Below are 16,726 nucleotides of genomic sequence, written 5' to 3'. Positions count from 1 at the left end.
GGCTGAAAATGGCTTGCCAGAAGGGCTTTACGCAAGTCTTTGGCGCCGTGGGTGCTCACACGATTCCGCGATGAGCCTTATTGCGAATAATTTTCATTTAATATGCGCCTCCTCAGCTGGAGGTCTCCATGTCGTTTTGCGCCCGCTCGTCCTTATCGGTTGCGTTCACTCTTGCGGGCGTCGCCCATGCCGCCGACCAGAAGGGCGCTGTCGAACTCAAGCGCGTCGAGGTTTCCGAAAGCACGCTGCACACGCCGCAGAGCCAGGGCGCGATGCCGACCACGATCACGGTGATCACCGCCGAGGACCTGCGCCGGCAGCTGGCGATCAACCCGGATCTCTCCGACGCCATCGGCAACCTGCTGCCCTCGTTCGCCCCCTCGACGCAGAAGCTCAGCTCGCGCGGGCAGACCCTGCGCGGGCGCAACCCTCCGTACATGGTCGACGGCGTGCCGCAATCGAGCCCGCTGCGCAACGGCTCGCGCGACGCCTACACGATCGACCCGGCGATGATCGAGCGGATCGAGATCGTCGAGGGCTCCAACACGATGCAGGGCCTGGGCGCCGCCGGCGGCCTCATCAACATCATCACCAGGCGGGCACCGAAACGGGACGGCGCGCGCCAGGACGTCACCGTCGGCACCAGCGCGCCCACCCGCGGCGGCCATGGGCTGGACGACGACGACCCGTACTTCGCCGGCCGCGGCCGCGTGGTTTCGCACACCTGGCAGCAAGCGTCTTGAGCGGGCCCGCCGCCACTGCCGGACCGATGCCCTGGCGACTGCGCGGACGCACGCGGCAGTGGCTGCAGCGGCTGCACCTGTGGCTCGGCCTCAGCGTCGGCATGGCGTATGCGCTGATCGCGCTCAGCGGCAGCCTGCTCGCCTGGCAGCAGCCGTGGCTGCGCATGGCTTACCCACAGCTCACCGGACACGCCCTGCCCGACGCGGCGCAACGCGCGGCGGTGCTCGCACGCATCGCCACGGAATGGCAGCCACAGGACCTGCGCGCGACCGACCTGCCGCTGCCCGGCCTGCCGGTTTGGCAGCTGTATTTCGGCGACGGCGCGCGCCGTTACCTCGACCCGGCCAGCGGCGAGCTGCTGCTGACGCGCGCGCCGCGCGGCGACGCGCTGCAGGTGCTGCTTGAATGGCACACCCACCTGCTGGGCGGCGAGACCGGCAAGGAACTACTGGGCATGCTCGGCTGGCTGGTGCTGTGTCTGCTCGCGTCCGGGCCGCTGCTGTGGTGGCCGGGCCGACGCCACGTCGCCGCCAGCCTGCGCCCGCACGCGCAGCCATCCACGCGGCGCTGGCTGAGCTGGCACCGCAGTACCGGCGTGCTCGCGCTGCCGCTGATCCTGCTGCTCAGCCTCACCGGCACGCTGATGGTCTACGGCAAAGGCACCGGCCGGCTGCTGGGCGCGGTATTCGCCGAAGCGCCGCCGCCATCGCCCCCGGCGCCGATCGCGTGGCGCGATGCGCCGATCGACTGGACCGCCGCGCTGGCCGCCGCCGAGCGCGCCCTGCCCGGCGCCGCCCTGCATCGCGTGACGCTGCCGACAGCCGGCAACGGCCAGCTGGCAGTCCGCGCGCAGGCTCCCGGCGAATGGCACCCGGTGGGGCGCAGCACGATCTGGCTCGACCCCTACGCGGCCACCGTGCTGGGCAGCCACGACGCCACCGCCGACGGCCCCGGCACACGCATCAACAACGCGGTCTACCCGCTGCACTCGGCCAGCGTCGGCGGCCGGGCGTGGCGGCTCACCGTGACCGTGGCCGGCGTGCTGCCGCCGTTCTTCCTGGCGACCGGCTTCCTGTTCTGGCGCGCACGGACGCGGCGGCGCGGCTGAACGGCGCGGCTCATCGCGCACGAGCCGCCAGAGCTGGCACCGCTACAATGGCTGGATGCAGATCGGCGCCTACCGCATCGACCCGCCGCTGGTGCTCGCCCCAATGGCGGGCGTCACCGACAAGCCGTTCCGCCTGCTGTGCAAGCGGCTGGGCGCGGGGCTGGCCGTGTCGGAGATGACCAACGCCGACCCGAAGCTGTGGCACACGCGCAAGTCGCTCATGCGGATGGACCACGCCGGCGAACCCGAGCCGGTCAGCGTGCAGATCGCCGGCTACGACCCGGCGATGCTGGCCGAGGCGGCGCGCTTCAACGTCGCCAACGGCGCGCAGCTGATCGACATCAACATGGGCTGCCCGGCGAAGAAGGTGTGCAACGTGTGGTCGGGCTCGGCTTTGCTGCAGGACGAGCCGCTGGTGGCGCGCATCGTGAAGGCGGTGGTGGATGCGGTGGACGTGCCGGTGACGCTGAAGATCCGCACCGGCTGGGATCGGCAGAACCGCAACGCGCTGGCCATCGCGCACATCGCCGAGGACGCCGGCATCGCCGCACTGGCCGTGCACGGGCGCACCCGCGCCGACAGGTACGAAGGCGAGGCCGAGTACGCCACCATCGCCGCGGTGAAGGCGGCCGTGCGCATGCCGGTGCTGGCCAACGGCGACATGTGCACGCCACAGCAGGCGAAGCAGGTGCTCGACGCCACCGGCGCCGACGCGGTGATGATCGGCCGTGGCGCGCAGGGGCGGCCGTGGATCTTCCGCGAGATCGCCCACTACCTGGCCACCGGCGAACTGCTGCCCGAACCGGAACCGGCCGAGGTCGCCGCGATCCTGCTTAGCCATCTCGAACAGCTCTACGCGTTCTATGGCGAGCCGGCCGGCGTGCGCATCGCGCGCAAGCACCTCGGCTGGTATGCGAAGGACCGCGCCGAGAACGCCGCCTTCCGCCAGGTGGTCAACCGCGCCGAGAACGCCACCGAGCAGTTGTGCCTGACCCGCGACTACTTCGCCGCGCTGCAGGACGGGGCGCGTCTGGCGGCCTGAACGCGGTCGCCGCAGAATCGTCGACCGCGCCCTGCGGCCATGGCGGAGGAGTACCGTAGCCGGCAGCAGCGACTCCTTGAACATCGACGATGAACAGCAGCACGACCGCAGGTGAATTCCCCTATATCCACGGCTTTTCCGCGGAGGAGCAGTCGCGGCTGGTGCGGCAGGCGCACATGTTCGAAACCAGCCTGTTCAGCCACATCGACTACAGCGACGCGACGCGCCTGCTGGAAGTCGGTTGCGGGGTTGGCGCTCAGACCGAGATCCTGTTGCGAAGGTTTCCACAACTGCACGTCACCGGCATCGACCGCTCCGCCGCCCAACTTGCCGCCGCCAGCCACAACCTGGGCCAAACCCCCTGGTGCGCGACGCGCTATACCCTGCAGCAGGCCGACGCCACCGACCTTCCCTTCGCCGAACGCAGTTTCGATGCGGCCTACCTGTGCTGGGTGCTCGAGCACATGCCCAGCCCGGCGCGCGTACTCAGCGAGGTACGCCGCGTGCTCAGCCCCAGCGCCACCGTCTACGTCACCGAGGTGCTCAACTCCTCCTTTTTCCTCGACCCCTATTCGCCGAACCTGCTGCGCTACTGGATGGCCTTCAACGATTACCAGTACGACAGCGGCGGCGACCCGTTCATCGGCGCCAAGCTGGGCAACCTGCTGCTGGCCGGCGGCTACCGCGACGTGCAGACGGAGGTGAAGAGCATCCATCTGGACAACCGCCAGCCCGCGCGCCGCAAGCACATGATCGAATTTTGGGAAGAACTGCTGTTGTCGGCGGCCGAACAACTGGTGCTGGCCGGAAAGGTCGAGGCCGCCACGGTCGCCGGCATGCGCACGGAGCTGCAGGCGGTCCGCAACGATCCTGATGCGGTGTTCTTCTTCGCGTTCGTGCAGGCGCGCGCCAGCCCCTACTGAGTCATGCGCGGGCCGCCCCGCCGCGCCGCAGCAGGCCGTAAAGCCGTCCAAACGACTGAACATGGGCCTAACCCAACAGCCGCCAGAATCGCCGCAAGCTGCAAAACCGGGGGCGGCGATGTATCATGCCCGACTTCTTTTATCTTTCTATCCGCACGAAGGGATATAAACCGCGATGTCCAACTACCTGTTCACCTCCGAATCGGTCTCCGAAGGCCATCCGGACAAGGTCGCCGACCAGATCTCCGACGCCGTGCTCGACGCGATCATCGCGCAGGACCCGCGCGCCCGCGTCGCCTGCGAAACCATGGTCAAGACCGGCGTGGCGATCGTCGCCGGCGAAATCACCACCGGCGCGTGGATCGACCTGGAGGCGCTGACCCGCAAGGTGATCGTCGACATCGGCTACGACTCCAGCGACGTCGGCTTCGACGGCGCCACCTGCGGCGTGATCAACCTGATCGGCAAGCAGTCGCCGGACATCAACCAGGGTGTGGACCGCAAGAACCCGGAAGACCAGGGCGCCGGCGACCAGGGCCTGATGTTCGGCTACGCCACCAACGAGACGAAGGACTTCATGCCGGCGGCGATCTACTACTCGCACCGCCTGGTCGAGCAGCAGGCAAAAGTCCGCAAGCGGAAGAATTCGCCGCTGCCATGGCTGCGCCCGGACGCGAAGAGCCAGGTCACCCTGCGCTACGAGCAGGGCGTGGCCACCGCCATCGACGCCGTGGTGCTGTCGACCCAGCATGACCCGTCGGTCAAGCAGAAGGACCTGATCGAGGCGGTGCGCGAGACCATCCTCAAGCCCGTGCTGCCGGCCAAGCTGCTGCACAAGGGCACCAAGATCCACATCAACCCGACCGGCAAGTTCGTCATCGGCGGCCCGGTGGGCGACTGCGGCCTGACCGGCCGCAAGATCATCGTCGACACCTACGGCGGCTGGGCCCGTCACGGCGGCGGCGCGTTCTCGGGCAAGGATCCGTCCAAGGTGGACCGCTCGGCCGCCTACGCCGCGCGCTATGTGGCCAAGAACATCGTGGCTGCCGGCATCGCCGACCGCTGCGAGGTGCAGGTCAGCTACGCGATCGGCGTGGCGCACCCCACCTCGATCTCGGTCACCACCTTCGGCACCGGCAAGATCAGCGACGAGAAAATCGAGAAGCTGATCCGCAACCATTTCGACCTGCGTCCGTACGGCATCCTGCAGATGCTCGACCTGATCCATCCGATGTACCAGCAGACCGCCAGCTACGGCCATTTCGGCCGCACCCCGCAGCTGGTCAAGGACGCCAACGGCAAGTCCTACACCACGTTCTCATGGGAAAAGATCGACCGCGCCGAGGCGCTGCGCAAGGACGCGAAGCTGAAGTAAGGCAGCTGCGCGCGCATGCCGCGCACCCGTCGAAACAGGCCGCCTCCGGGCGGCCTGTCTTGTTTTAGGCTGGTCAGGGGCATGCTTTGGGGGGGATCACCCGGATCATCCGCCCTTGCGATGCCGTACGACTTGACGCCGCTGACTTCCAGGATTCCCAGCCGCATGACATCACGCCGCAGGGGCACACCCGATATCCGTAGCCAGGCTCCGCCGAACCCGCGGCTGGCCGATAGACGTCCATGAAACGACACGACCCGATCCGGCCCGACACGGAGCAGTCCAAGCGCACCCCGCTGATGGTGGCGCTGATCCTGGCCTGGCTCGGCACGCTCATCGCCTGGGCCTTGTTCGAGTGGCGCGGCGTGTCGTCGATCGCGTTGCGCACGGTGCTGGGCGCCAACATCGTCTTCCACCCGGTGATGTTTGCCATCGTCCGCCGACGCCTGCTGTCGCAACGTGTCATCGACATCACCTGCCTGGTCTTCGTCGCCGTGATCTGCGCCGGCTGCATGGTGCTCAAGCTGTATTTTCCCGAGGTAGGCGCCACCATCGATCTCAGGCCGCTGTACCTGTGGATTCCGATCATCTACGTCATGGCCTTCATGCTCACCAGCCACCGGACCGGGCTGATCGTCTCACTGTCGGTCCAGGTACTGCTGTTCGCGATCAGCCTGCCGTACCTGATCCACCACCCCGAGCGGCCGGAAGGCAACTTCACCATCCAGCTGCACATCGTGTCCGCTGTGCTGGTGGCCGCGCTGTACTTTTTCTCCAGCTACCAGCAGCGCCTGCAGATCGCGCAGCTCACCGTCGACGAACTGGGGCAGCTGGCCAACACCGACGTGCTCACCTGCCTGCCCAACCGGCGGCGGCTCGCGGAGATCCTCGAGTTCGAGCTGGTGCGCTTCGCCCGCTACGGACGCGCGTTCGCGCTGATCATGATCGACGTCGACCACTTCAAGAGCATCAACGACCGCTTCGGCCACAAGGTCGGCGACCATGTACTGGTGGCGCTGGCGGCACGCGCGGGAGAAGCGCTGCGCGACGTGGATACGCTGGGGCGCTGGGGCGGCGAGGAGTTCGTCGTGATCCTGCCGGAAACCGATGCCGCCGACGGCCTGCGCAAGGCCGAAGCCCTGTGCACCCACGTGGCTGCGCAACCGCTGATCGGCGAGCACGCCATCACCATCAGCTGCGGCGTGGCCAGCGTCGCTCCCAGCGACACCGCCGAAAGCCTGCTCAAGCGCGCCGACGTGGCCCTGTACGCCGCCAAGCAGCAGGGGCGCAATCGCGCCGAGCACGCGATCCTCGCAGCAGCGTCGTCGGGCTGATACCGGTCCACCGCCGGCATGGCCCATAGCCAGAACGCGTCAGCGCCATGCACTGCCCGGTGCCGGTACGTCATGGCGCGACGCCCGCCGACCGACAGGCGGCAGGCCGAATGCCTCGCGAACGCGATCGGCAGGCCAGTCGATACCCTTCGGTTTCAGCACGATCATGCGCGCCAGGTCGAGGGGTACTTCGCGCGCCGAAGTCGCCTCGCGACTGCAGATGGCGCAATCGGCCCACCACGCGAACTGGTTCAGGCTGCCCAGCACCGAGCGCGAGTTGCTGGCGACCACCTGCAGCGGCAGCATGGCTTCGATCTTGGCCACCGCGAGATCTGCGGGAATCTCCAGATCGAGCAGAGCCGCCAACAGGGCGGCCGCAAAGCGTTGCGGTGCCGTCGCACAAGGAGCCGCGTCGATCGCCACCGCAAAACGGGTCGGCTCGCTCACCGCCAGCACTAACTGGATGCGCCCCACCCGCACCAGCGTGGCCGTCCATTCGCCGAGCCGGTTGCCGGCCGATGCCGGATCGGCCTCGGGCGCTTCCTTCATCGCCTTGAGCAGTTTGGCGGTGCAGCGGAAGGCAGTCACCGCGGGGCTTCGCGCATGGCTGCGACGACCGCCCGGGTCTCGACGCTCACATGGGTGGCCTGCCGCATCGCTGTAAGGTCGTTGAGGTAGTGCTGGACGAGAATGCGTGACGCGGCAGTCTCTGCAGAATATTAGGATCAAGCAAGCGGCAGCGAGCTCGTCACAGCGGCGTAGCGCCTTCGCTCAGCAGCGCGTAGTAACTCTGGTAAATCCAGATGCGGTTGCGCTGCTGACCGGTGATTTCATTGAGCAGGCCCATCTCCTGCAGGGCACCGATGGCCGAGCGCACGGTGGGTGGGGCTACGGTCAGTGTCTTGTGGATGGTCGGTGCATCAAGAATCGGACGTCGGATGAACTGTTCGAACACTTGCAGCGCGTTGCCGGCGCGGCGACCCAGTCCGCGCACTTTTTCACGATCCTCCGCAAACAGTGCCAGGATGCGCTGGGCGGTATCTACGGCCTGCTGCGAAGTGGATTCCACGCCTTCGAGGAAAAACAGCAGCCACGCCTCCCAGTCGCCGGTCTTGCGCACGACGTCGAATTGCGCGTAGTACTGCTGGCGTCGGGTCTTGAAATACAGGCTGAGGTAAAGCGAAGGCTCGCGCAGCACGCCTTCGGCGCAAAGGATCAGCGCGATCAGCAGACGCCCGACGCGACCGTTGCCATCGTTGAACGGATGGATCGTCTCGAACTGCACATGAACCAGCGCCGCCTTGATCAGGGCCGGCATCTCGTTCCGGTCGGTGTGCAGGAAGGCTTCCAGCTCGCTCAGGCAATCCGCCAGACGCTCGGGCGGTGGCGGCACAAAACCGGCCAGCGCAGGCGATTTGCCACCGATCCAGTTCTGGCCGATACGAAGCTCACCGGGATGCCTGGTCGCGCCACGACCTCCACGCAACAGCACGCCGTGAATCTCGCGGATCAGCCGCAATGACAGTGGAAAGTCATCTTCGCGCAGGCGCTTGAGGCCATGCTGGAGCGCAGCTACGTAGTTGGACACCTCCTCCACATCGTCGATCGGCACCCCCGGCATCTCGGCCAGTTCGTACAGCAACAAGTCGGACAGCGAGGATTGGGTGCCCTCGATCTGCGAAGACAGCAAGGCTTCCTTGCGCACGTACTGATACAGGAATAACGCCGGGTCGGGCAGCATCAGGGTGATGCCATCCAAGCGACCAAGCGCCTGGTTGGCGCGCTCGAGCTGCGCAACCAGAGCAGGACCAAACATCAACGGTGGTTTTGGCGGCAGCGGCTTCGGTACGAAAGCCTTGTAATGACTGCCAGCGAGGCTGCCAGCCACGTAGTCACCGGTTCTTCGTTCCATGGCGCTGCCCCCGTTTTCCCAATCCAGGCACTGTAGATTTTTGAGAAAATTATGGCAATAAATTTTTCCTAAAAAAACAACCGCTGCCATGGGAAAGATTCCCATTGCGCCTGCCTCAAAGGCAGATGGCCAATACGCTCCAGCTACAATGGGCGGATGTCTCTCATCCAACTGCAACGCGTCGACTTCAGCATCGGCGGCCCGCTCCTGCTCGAACATGTCGATCTGTCGATCGAGGCGAACGAGCGGGTGTGCATCGTCGGCCGCAACGGCGAAGGCAAATCCACCCTGATGAAGCTGATCGCCGGCGAGCTGCATGCCGACGATGGCGAGGTGCGGGTACAGAACGGCGTGGTGATCGCGCGGATGGCGCAGGAAGTGCCACACGGCACCGAAGGCAGCGTGTTCGACGTGGTCGCCGAGGGACTGGGCGACCTCGGCCACCTGCTGGCGCGCTACCACCACCTGCTCGACGAGGGCGACTTCGATGCGCTGGGCGACGTGCAGCACCAGATCGAGGCGCAGCACGGCTGGGACCTGGACCGCCGCGTGAGCGACGTGCTGGCCCAGCTGGAGCTTCCTGGCGAAACCGACTTCGCCGCGCTGTCCGGCGGCATGAAGCGCCGCGTGCTGCTGGCGCAGGCGCTGGTGCGCAAGCCCGACGTGCTGCTGCTGGACGAGCCCACCAACCACCTCGACATCGAAGCGATCGGCTGGCTGGAAAGCTTCCTCAAGCAGTTCGCCGGCAGCATCGTCTTCGTCACCCACGACCGCAGCTTCCTGCGCGCGCTGGCCACGCGCATCGTCGAAATCGACCGCGGCGCGCTGACCGACTGGCCCGGCGACTACGACAACTACCTGCGCCGGCGCGAGGAACGCCTGCATGCCGAAGCCCAGGCCAATGCGCTGTTCGACAAGAAGCTGGCACAGGAGGAAGTGTGGATCCGCCAGGGCATCAAGGCCCGGCGTACCCGCAACGAGGGCCGCGTGCGTGCGCTGAAGGCGCTGCGCGTGGAACGCGCCGAGCGACGCAACCTCGGCGGCAACGTGAAGATGACGGCGGCCAATGCGCAGGCCTCCGGCAAGAAGGTGATCGACCTCAAGCACGTGCACCAGGCCTACGGCGGCCGCGTGCTGATCGACGACCTCACCACCACCGTGATGCGCGGCGACCGCATCGGCATCATCGGTCCGAACGGCGCCGGCAAGAGCACCCTGCTGAAGATCATGCTGGGCGAGCTCAAGCCGCAGCGCGGCAGCGCGGAGCTGGGCACCGGCATCCAGGTCGCCTACTTCGACCAGCACCGGCTGCAGCTCAACGACCAGCTCAACGCCCTGGACAACGTGGCCGAGGGCCGCGAGTACATCGAGCTCAACGGCCAGCGCAAGCACATCATCGGCTACCTGCAGGATTTCCTGTTCTCGCCCGAACGCGCGCGCGCCCCGATCACCCGCCTCTCCGGCGGCGAGCGCAACCGCCTGCTGCTGGCCAAACTGTTCGCGCAGCCGTCCAACCTGCTGGTGATGGACGAACCGACCAACGACCTCGACGTCGAGACGCTCGAACTGCTGGAAGAACTGCTCACCGACTACCAGGGCACCCTGCTGCTGGTCTCGCACGACCGCGCCTTCCTCGACAACGTGGTCTCCAGCACGCTGGTGCTGGAAGGCGAAGGCCGCATCGGCGAATACGTGGGCGGCTACACCGACTGGCTGCGTCAGCGGCCGCAACCCCGTCATCCCGGCGAAAGCCGGGAGCCAGCGCCTTCCGCAACGAACAAGTCGCTGGACCCCGGCCTTCGCCGGGATGACGAGAAAAAGGCCAAGCCCAAGCGCAGCTTCAAGGAACAGCACGAGCTGGAGCAGCTGCCGCAACGCATCGAGCAACTGGAAACCGACGTCGCCACACACACCGCGGCGATGAACGATCCCGCGTTCTTCCAGCAGGACAGCGCCGCCATCGTCAAGGCCAACGAGGCGCTGGTGGCGTTGCAGGCCGAACTCGACACGGCTTATGCGCGCTGGTCGGAACTGGACGGCTGACATTCGGCCACCGTGTCGCCAAGATGGCGGCGTATCATTCGCGGATTGCCCCTTGCGGATGATCGCCATGTACACGCTCTACTACGCTCCCGGCTCCGCCAACCTCGTCGTCCACCTCGCCTTGCTGGAGATCGGCGCGCCACACGAACTCAAGCGCGTCGACATCGACAAGGGCGAGCAGCGCAGCGCCGCCTACCTGGCGATCAATCCGAACGGCGTGGTGCCGACCCTGGTGATCGATGGCGTGCCGCACGGCGAGGCCGCGGCGCTGGCGATGCTGCTGACCGAGCAGCATCCCGAAGCCGCGCTGGCGCCGGCCCCCGGCAGCGCGCAGCGTGCGGACTTCCTGCAATGGATGCTGTACCTGGCCAACAACCTGCAACCGCTGTTCCGCCAGTGGTTCTATCCCGCGGACCATCTGCCGGAAGGCGCCGATACGATCAAGCAGGCTGCCCGCGCCGGCATCGAGAAATGCTGGTCGAAGATCGACGCGCATCTCGCCGCGCACGGTCCATACATGCTGGGCGACCGCTTCAGCCTGGTCGACCTGTATACGCTGATGCTGATGCGCTGGTCGCGCAACATGCCCAAGCCGGCGACGGCATGGCCGCAGCTGGCCGCACTGGCCAGCACGCTGAAAGCCCGCCCGTCGTGGAAACAGGTGTGCGAGGCCGAAGGCCTGGTCGAGTGGGCCTGAACGCATGAGTGACGGCGCCGACACCTGGGCCGTCTATCTGCTCGAATGCGCCGACGGCCGCGTCTATACCGGCATCGCGCGCGACCCCGAACAACGCTACGAGAAACACCTCGCTGGCAAGGGCGCCCGCTTCACCCGGTCCAACCCACCGAAGCAACTGTTGGGCTGGGTGTGGGTCGCCAGCCGCGGCGAGGCGCTCAAGCTGGAAATTGCCTGGAAGCGGCTGCCACGCGAGCAGCGCATCGCGGCGCTGCAGGCCGTCATCACGCACGCGCCGTAGGAACCCGCTCGCGGGCGATGCTTTGAAGGCCGGGATTCGGGATTCGGGATTCGCAAGATCAAAGGCGTCGCCCGCGAGCGGGCTCCTGGAAGGTGGGGGCTATCCGGCAAAACTGGCTGAAGAGCCGAAGTGGGAGGGCGCGATCAGCCGGTGTTCTGCAATCCCTGTGCCACGCCGTTGACGCAGGCGACCAGCGCCTGCAGCACGGCATCGTCCTGGCGGTCGCTGGCGCGCCAGCGCTGCAGCAGGTCGACCTGCAGCAGGCTCATCGGGTCCACATAAGGATTGCGCAGGCGGATCGAGGCGGCCAGGCGCGGCTCGCCGCGCAGCAGCACCCCGCTGCCCTTCAGCTGCAGCAGCCAGCGGCGGGTGCGCGCGAACTCGTCGCGGACCAGTCCGAAGAATTCCTCGTGCAGCGGGCCGGACAGTTTCGAGAACGCCTCGGCGATGGGCAGGTCGCACTTGGCCAGCACCATTTCCACGTCGTCGAGCAGGTTGCAGAAGAACGCCCAATCGCGCGCCATCTCCACCAGCGTCTCTTCGCCAAATTGCCGTGCACCCTGCTCCAACGCACTGCCCAGGCCATACCAGCCAGGCAGGATCGAGCGGCACTGGGTCCACGCGAACACCCACGGGATCGCGCGCAGGTCCTGCACGCCGCGCATGCTGCGGCGACTGGCCGGGCGCGAGCCCAGGGTCATCCGTTCGATCACGTCGACCGGGGTGGCGCTGCGGAAGTAGTCGACGAAACCGTCGCGCTCGACGAAGGCGCGGTAGCTCTGTCGGCTGGTCGATGACAGCGTGTTCATCACTTCGCGCCAGCGCTCCTCGCGCGATTCGTCTTCGCGCGGGCGCAGCGAGGCGCGCAGCACCGCGCCCACGGTCTGCTCCAGGTTGCGCAGCGCCAGCGCGCGGATGCCGTACTTGCGGTGGATCACCTCGCCCTGCTCGGTCACCCGCAGCACGCCGGCCACCGCGCCGCGCGGCGCGGACATCAGCGCCGGCGTGATGCGCGCACCGCCGCGGCTGGCCGAGCCGCCGCGGCCGTGGAAAAACGCCAGTTGGATGCCGGCCGCGTGCGCCACCTCCAGCAACTCCACCTGGGCGCGCTGCAGGCCCCAGCGCGAGGCCAGCGTGCCGCCATCCTTGCCGCTGTCGGAGTAACCCAGCATCACCCACTGCTGGTCGCCGCGCGCAGCGAGGTGATGGCGGTAGACTGGATCGTCGAGCAGCGCGCGCAAGGTGGCCGGCGCGCTCTTCAGATCATCGACGGTCTCGAACAGCGGCGCGATGTTGAGCGGTACGTCGTTCGCCGGATCGACCAGTCCGCCACGCCGCGCCAGCGCCAGTACCGCCAGCACGTCGGCGGCCGAGCGCGCCATGCTGATGATGTACAGGCCGGTGGCGTCGCAGCCGTGGCTCTTGCGGCTGTCGCGCAGGATGGCGAACACCGCCTGCAGCGAGGTGGCGTTGGCGTCATGGCTGTCCGGAAAAACCGCATCGCCGCTGGCGTACGGGCGCAGCCGGTCGGCGCGCGCGGCGCCGTCGCGCGTGGCCCAGTCCGGCTCGGCCAGCAGTGCCGCCAGCGCATCGTCGTGCACGCGCGAATCCTGCCGCACGTCGAGCCGCGCCAGGTGGAAGCCGAAGCTGCGCACGCGGCACTGCAGGCGTTCCACCGCATAGGCGCCGGCGTGCACGCCGCGATGCTGGAACAGGCTGTCGGCGATCAGCTGCAGGTCGTCCAGAAATTCATCACTGGACGCATAGCCGTCCGCGTCGTCGTCCTGGGTCAGCGCCAACCGTGCGCCAACCAGTTGCAGCAGGCAGCGGTACGGCATGTCGGCGTGGCGCGGGCGGATCTGCGCCGCGGCCGCGGGAAAACGCGCGCGGTAGTCGGCCAGCCGCACGCGCAGCGCATCGGACGCCGCCACCCGCCCCTCGGTCTGGCTGAGCGACCGCGCCAGCACAGCCACGTCCTCGCGGTAGCGCTCCAGCACCAGCGCGCGCTGCGAGTCGAGGCAGTCGGCGATGGTGTCGGCGCCCACGTTCGGGTTGCCGTCCATGTCGCCGCCAACCCAGCTGGCGAAGCGCAGCAGCCGTGGCAGCCGGATCGCCACGCCGTAGGTTGTCTGCAGCGCCTGCGCCAGCGATTCGTACAACGTCGGCACGATCCGGTACAGCGGATGGGCCAGGTAGAAATCGACGTGCTCGCGCTCGTCCAGCACACTGGGCCGCACCGGCGAGGCCTCGGCGGTCTGCCAGCCGGCGGACAGCGCCATGTAGATGCGGTCGTCGTCGTCCTTGCGCTCCTGCGGCGTGCGCTCGCGGTCGAAGCCGTCGATCAGCGAGGCGACGATCGCCTGCTCCTTCTCCAGCAGCGAGCGGCGCACCGCCTCGGTCGGGTGCGCGGTGAACACCGGCTCGATCCACAGCCGGTCGAGCCAGCCGACCAGCTCGTCGGCGCCCACGCCCTCGGCCTTCAGGCGACCGAGCACGTCGAGCAGCGACTCCGGCTGCGGCGCGCTGCCCTCGCGCTGGTAGTCGCGGCGGCGGCGGATGCGGTGCACCCGCTCGGCGGTGTTCACCGCCTGGAAGTAGGTGGCGAACGCACGCGCCAACGCTTCGGCATCGCGGGCGTCGAGGCCGGCCAGCGAGGCGGCCAGTTCCTCCAGCGTGGCACCTTCACGGCGGCGGCGGATCGCCGCCTGGCGCACCTGCTCGACCCGCTCGAAGAACGCCCTGCCGCCCTGTTCGGCGAGCATGCGCCCGACCATCGCGCCGAGCCGGCCGACATCCTCGCGCAGCGGGCCATCGGGCGGCAGGAACTCGGGTTCGCGACTTGCTTCCACACGGCAACTCCATGGCAGGCCAGATTCCCAGCGTAACCAATCCCGGCGCGGGTGACACCCAACCATGCGGCATAAGCCCATATCTGCCGTTACAATGGCCCTCCTGCACTGCCCGCCGAGGGGCGCTGCGACCGTTGCCGTGAACGAACTTCGCGGGAACCGGCCAGGCTCGGCGCGGCACGTTCCACAACGGCGCCCGGTTGTTTGTACGCGAGTCCCTTCGCAGCAGACCGGCCATCCGTGGCCGGACTCTTCACAGGAGCCTCGCACTAACCGGAGCTTACCGATGAACGCCGCACTCAAAGAAAGCACCCACGACTACAAGATCCGCGACCTCTCGCTGGCCGATTTCGGCCGCAAGGAGCTGGATATCGCCGAGCACGAGATGCCGGGCTTGATGTCGATCCGTCGCAAGTACGCCGCCGCCAAGCCGCTGCAGGGCGTGCGCGTGACCGGCTCGCTGCACATGACGATCCAGACCGCGGTGCTGATCGAGACGCTGAAGGACATCGGCGCCAACGTGCGCTGGGCCTCGTGCAACATCTTCTCCACGCAGGACCACGCTGCCGCCGCGATCGCCGCCACCGGCACGCCGGTGTTCGCCTGGAAGGGCGAGACGCTGGAGGAATACTGGGACTGCACGCTGGACGCGTTGTCCTTCCCCGACGGCAAGGGCGGCTTCCTCGGCCCGCAGCTGGTGGTGGACGACGGCGGCGACGTGACACTGCTGATCCACAAGGGCTACGAGCTGGAGAACGGCAGCGACTGGGTCAACAGCGCTTCGGGCAGCCACGAGGAGCAGGTGATCAAGAACCTGCTCAAGCGCGTGCACGCCGAGCGCCCGGGCTACTGGCACACCGTGGTCAAGGACTGGAAGGGCGTCTCCGAGGAGACCACCACCGGCGTGCACCGCCTGTACCAGCTGGCCGAGGCGAAGTCGCTGCTGGTGCCGGCGATCAACGTCAACGACTCGGTGACCAAGAGCAAGTTCGACAACCTGTACGGCTGCCGCGAGTCGCTGGCCGACGGCCTGAAGCGCGCGATGGACGTGATGCTGGCCGGCAAGGTGGCGGTGGTGTGCGGCTACGGCGACGTCGGCAAAGGCTGCGCACACTCGCTGCGTGCCTACGGTTCGCGCGTGGTGGTCACCGAGATCGACCCGATCAACGCGCTGCAGGCGGCGATGGAAGGCTTCGAGGTCAACACGGTCGAATCGACGCTGGGCCGCGGCGACATCTACGTCACCACCACCGGCAACAAGGACGTGCTGACCCTGGATCACCTGAAAGCGATGAAGGACCAGGCCATCGTCTGCAACATCGGCCACTTCGACAACGAGATCCAGGTCGACGCGCTGAACGCCATGCCCGGCGTGAGCAAGCTCAATATCAAGCCGCAGGTGGACAAGTACACCTTCAAGGATGGCCGCGCGATCTTCCTGCTCGCCGAAGGCCGCCTGGTCAACCTGGGCTGCGCCACCGGCCACCCGAGCTTCGTGATGTCCAACTCGTTCTCCAACCAGACCCTGGCGCAGATCGACCTGTGGGCGCACAAGGACAGCTACGAGGCCAAGGTCTACATCCTGCCGAAAAAGCTCGACGAGGAAGTCGCCCGCCTGCACCTGGAAAAGATCGGCGTGAAACTGACCACGCTCACCCCGACCCAGGCCGCCTACCTCGGCGTGCCGGTGGAAGGTCCGTACAAGCCGGATCACTACCGTTATTGAGCGGGGCTTCGTTGGTGCATATACGAAACGGGCGCCGTGAGGCGCCCGTTTCGTAGGCGTAGACGCAAAAACACCCATCAAAACGCCCGGATGGATCAGGGCCGCCAGTTCGCGTTGGTCTCCCAGAACGCCACGCTGCGCCGATAAGCCTCGCGGTCCAGCGGCACGCCGGAGCCGCCCTCGTCCACGCCCAGCGCGTTGCGCAGCATGGTGATCGGCGCCATCGGGATTTCCTCGGGCTCCATGGTGTAGAGGCAGCCGACGATGCCCCAGTCGGCGTCGATCGGCTCGCCTTCCTTCGCCAGCTGCTCGCGGCTGTAGAGGATCGGAATCAGCCAGTTCGCCACCGGTGATTCCACGCCCTCGAACCAGCGCACCAGCACCGGCAGTTCGGCCTTGGTGCGTGCCTCGTAGGCGCTGCGCAGCCGGTGGCGGTTGGCCTCGGTAATCGGCACGGTGAGGCAGCGCGTGGTGGTCCAGTTGCGGTGCACGTGCAGTTTGCAGAACGGCGCGTAGCCATCCAGCACGCGCGACGGCGGCTCGTCGTTCAGGCGCTGCTGGAACGCTTCGGGACTGCAGTCCTGGATAGTGTTGCCGCGCCGCTCGCGCGGAAACAGGCGGGCACGGGCGAACGGGGTGAGGACGATGGACATGACCGAGCCGATGGAAAACCCCAGCGTAGCGCACGCGGCG

General features: G+C 67.3%; 14 protein-coding genes and 1 riboswitch. Of the genes, 10 read left to right on the top strand and 4 right to left on the bottom strand.

Annotation, left to right across the window (positions count from 1 at the left end; translation table 11 throughout):
* Window positions 1–128 precede the first annotated feature (128 nt).
* The 6 genes from AC3WTD_RS17365 to AC3WTD_RS17340 all read left to right on the top strand — a co-directional run bounded on the left by AC3WTD_RS17365 (window position 129) and on the right by AC3WTD_RS17340 (window position 6,526).
* Window positions 129–743, top strand: a complete 615-nt coding sequence (locus AC3WTD_RS17365; RefSeq protein WP_492614545.1) for a TonB-dependent receptor plug domain-containing protein — start codon at window positions 129–131, stop codon at window positions 741–743.
* Complete coding sequence (locus AC3WTD_RS17360) at window positions 740–1,852, top strand: PepSY-associated TM helix domain-containing protein (protein WP_492614544.1); 1,113 nt, start codon at window positions 740–742, stop codon at window positions 1,850–1,852. The genes AC3WTD_RS17365 and AC3WTD_RS17360 overlap by 4 nt, the downstream gene beginning before the upstream one ends.
* Window positions 1,853–1,907: 55 nt before the next feature.
* The gene (gene dusB / locus AC3WTD_RS17355) at window positions 1,908–2,894 is read left to right on the top strand and encodes a tRNA dihydrouridine synthase DusB (RefSeq protein ID WP_492614543.1); all 987 of its coding nucleotides are present in this window, start codon (window positions 1,908–1,910) and stop codon (window positions 2,892–2,894) included.
* 89 nt (window positions 2,895–2,983) lie between these two features.
* Complete coding sequence (locus AC3WTD_RS17350; RefSeq protein WP_027493184.1) at window positions 2,984–3,817, top strand: methyltransferase domain-containing protein; 834 nt, start codon at window positions 2,984–2,986, stop codon at window positions 3,815–3,817.
* Window positions 3,818–3,992: 175 nt separating this feature from the next.
* Window positions 3,993–5,192, top strand: coding sequence for a methionine adenosyltransferase (gene metK / locus AC3WTD_RS17345; protein WP_492614542.1), 1,200 nt, complete (start codon window positions 3,993–3,995; stop codon window positions 5,190–5,192).
* A gap of 242 nt (window positions 5,193–5,434) precedes the next feature.
* On the top strand, window positions 5,435–6,526 hold the full coding sequence (locus AC3WTD_RS17340; RefSeq protein ID WP_051257599.1) for a GGDEF domain-containing protein: 1,092 nt from the start codon (window positions 5,435–5,437) through the stop codon (window positions 6,524–6,526).
* 39 nt (window positions 6,527–6,565) lie between these two features.
* On the opposite strand, the gene AC3WTD_RS17335 is transcribed toward AC3WTD_RS17340, so the two are convergent.
* A complete protein-coding gene (locus AC3WTD_RS17335; protein ID WP_027493186.1) occupies window positions 6,566–7,114 on the bottom strand; it encodes a DUF6933 domain-containing protein in 549 nt (182 codons plus the stop codon).
* 160 nt (window positions 7,115–7,274) lie between these two features.
* The gene (locus AC3WTD_RS17330; protein WP_492614541.1) at window positions 7,275–8,528 is read right to left on the bottom strand and encodes a Fic family protein; all 1,254 of its coding nucleotides are present in this window, start codon (window positions 8,526–8,528) and stop codon (window positions 7,275–7,277) included.
* Between the two features lie 66 nt (window positions 8,529–8,594).
* Between AC3WTD_RS17330 and AC3WTD_RS17325 the strand changes: the two genes are divergently transcribed.
* The 3 genes from AC3WTD_RS17325 (at window position 8,595) to AC3WTD_RS17315 (ending at window position 11,458) form a co-directional block, all read left to right on the top strand.
* The gene (locus AC3WTD_RS17325; protein ID WP_492614540.1) at window positions 8,595–10,481 is read left to right on the top strand and encodes an ATP-binding cassette domain-containing protein; all 1,887 of its coding nucleotides are present in this window, start codon (window positions 8,595–8,597) and stop codon (window positions 10,479–10,481) included.
* A gap of 67 nt (window positions 10,482–10,548) precedes the next feature.
* Window positions 10,549–11,178 carry a glutathione S-transferase family protein gene (locus AC3WTD_RS17320; protein WP_492614539.1) on the top strand — a complete coding sequence of 210 codons (630 nt, stop codon included), beginning with the start codon at window positions 10,549–10,551 and terminating at the stop codon, window positions 11,176–11,178.
* Window positions 11,179–11,182: 4 nt separating this feature from the next.
* Window positions 11,183–11,458 carry a GIY-YIG nuclease family protein gene (locus tag AC3WTD_RS17315; RefSeq protein ID WP_492614538.1) on the top strand — a complete coding sequence of 92 codons (276 nt, stop codon included), beginning with the start codon at window positions 11,183–11,185 and terminating at the stop codon, window positions 11,456–11,458.
* 143 nt (window positions 11,459–11,601) lie between these two features.
* Here the strand turns inward: AC3WTD_RS17315 and ppc are convergent, their stop codons facing one another.
* The gene (ppc, locus tag AC3WTD_RS17310) at window positions 11,602–14,307 is read right to left on the bottom strand and encodes a phosphoenolpyruvate carboxylase (RefSeq protein ID WP_492614537.1); all 2,706 of its coding nucleotides are present in this window, start codon (window positions 14,305–14,307) and stop codon (window positions 11,602–11,604) included.
* Between the two features lie 111 nt (window positions 14,308–14,418).
* Window positions 14,419–14,512: riboswitch (S-adenosyl-L-homocysteine riboswitch) on the top strand.
* 81 nt (window positions 14,513–14,593) lie between these two features.
* Here ppc and ahcY point away from each other — a divergent pair.
* Window positions 14,594–16,033: an adenosylhomocysteinase gene (gene ahcY / locus AC3WTD_RS17305; protein WP_492614536.1), complete on the top strand. Its 1,440-nt coding sequence runs from the start codon at window positions 14,594–14,596 to the stop codon at window positions 16,031–16,033.
* A 95-nt stretch (window positions 16,034–16,128) separates the two neighbouring features.
* Here the strand turns inward: ahcY and AC3WTD_RS17300 are convergent, their stop codons facing one another.
* Window positions 16,129–16,686 (bottom strand): DUF3228 family protein, encoded by a 558-nt coding sequence (locus tag AC3WTD_RS17300; RefSeq protein ID WP_027493192.1) that lies wholly within the window; start codon window positions 16,684–16,686, stop codon window positions 16,129–16,131.
* Between the last annotated feature and the right edge of the window lie 40 nt (window positions 16,687–16,726).

It is taken from the genome of Rhodanobacter sp. FW106-PBR-R2A-1-15, assembly GCF_058789735.1.
The sequence above is the reverse complement of the archived record's forward strand: the minus strand, read 5'-3'. Positions and strand labels throughout refer to the sequence as shown.

Bases quoted from the DNA above. Each gene is read 5' to 3' on its own strand.
- AC3WTD_RS17365 (WP_492614545.1), top strand. From the start codon at position 129: ATGTCGTTTTGCGCCCGCTCGTCCTTATCGGTTGCGTTCACTCTTGCG.
- dusB (WP_492614543.1), top strand. From the start codon at position 1,908: ATGCAGATCGGCGCCTACCGCATCGACCCGCCGCTGGTGCTCGCCCCA.
- AC3WTD_RS17350 (WP_027493184.1), top strand. From the start codon at position 2,984: ATGAACAGCAGCACGACCGCAGGTGAATTCCCCTATATCCACGGCTTT.
- metK (WP_492614542.1), top strand. From the start codon at position 3,993: ATGTCCAACTACCTGTTCACCTCCGAATCGGTCTCCGAAGGCCATCCG.
- AC3WTD_RS17340 (WP_051257599.1), top strand. From the start codon at position 5,435: ATGAAACGACACGACCCGATCCGGCCCGACACGGAGCAGTCCAAGCGC.
- AC3WTD_RS17330 (WP_492614541.1), bottom strand. From the start codon at position 8,528: ATGGCAGCGGTTGTTTTTTTAGGAAAAATTTATTGCCATAATTTTCTC.
- AC3WTD_RS17325 (WP_492614540.1), top strand. From the start codon at position 8,595: ATGTCTCTCATCCAACTGCAACGCGTCGACTTCAGCATCGGCGGCCCG.
- AC3WTD_RS17320 (WP_492614539.1), top strand. From the start codon at position 10,549: ATGTACACGCTCTACTACGCTCCCGGCTCCGCCAACCTCGTCGTCCAC.
- AC3WTD_RS17315 (WP_492614538.1), top strand. From the start codon at position 11,183: ATGAGTGACGGCGCCGACACCTGGGCCGTCTATCTGCTCGAATGCGCC.
- ahcY (WP_492614536.1), top strand. From the start codon at position 14,594: ATGAACGCCGCACTCAAAGAAAGCACCCACGACTACAAGATCCGCGAC.
- AC3WTD_RS17300 (WP_027493192.1), bottom strand. From the start codon at position 16,686: ATGTCCATCGTCCTCACCCCGTTCGCCCGTGCCCGCCTGTTTCCGCGC.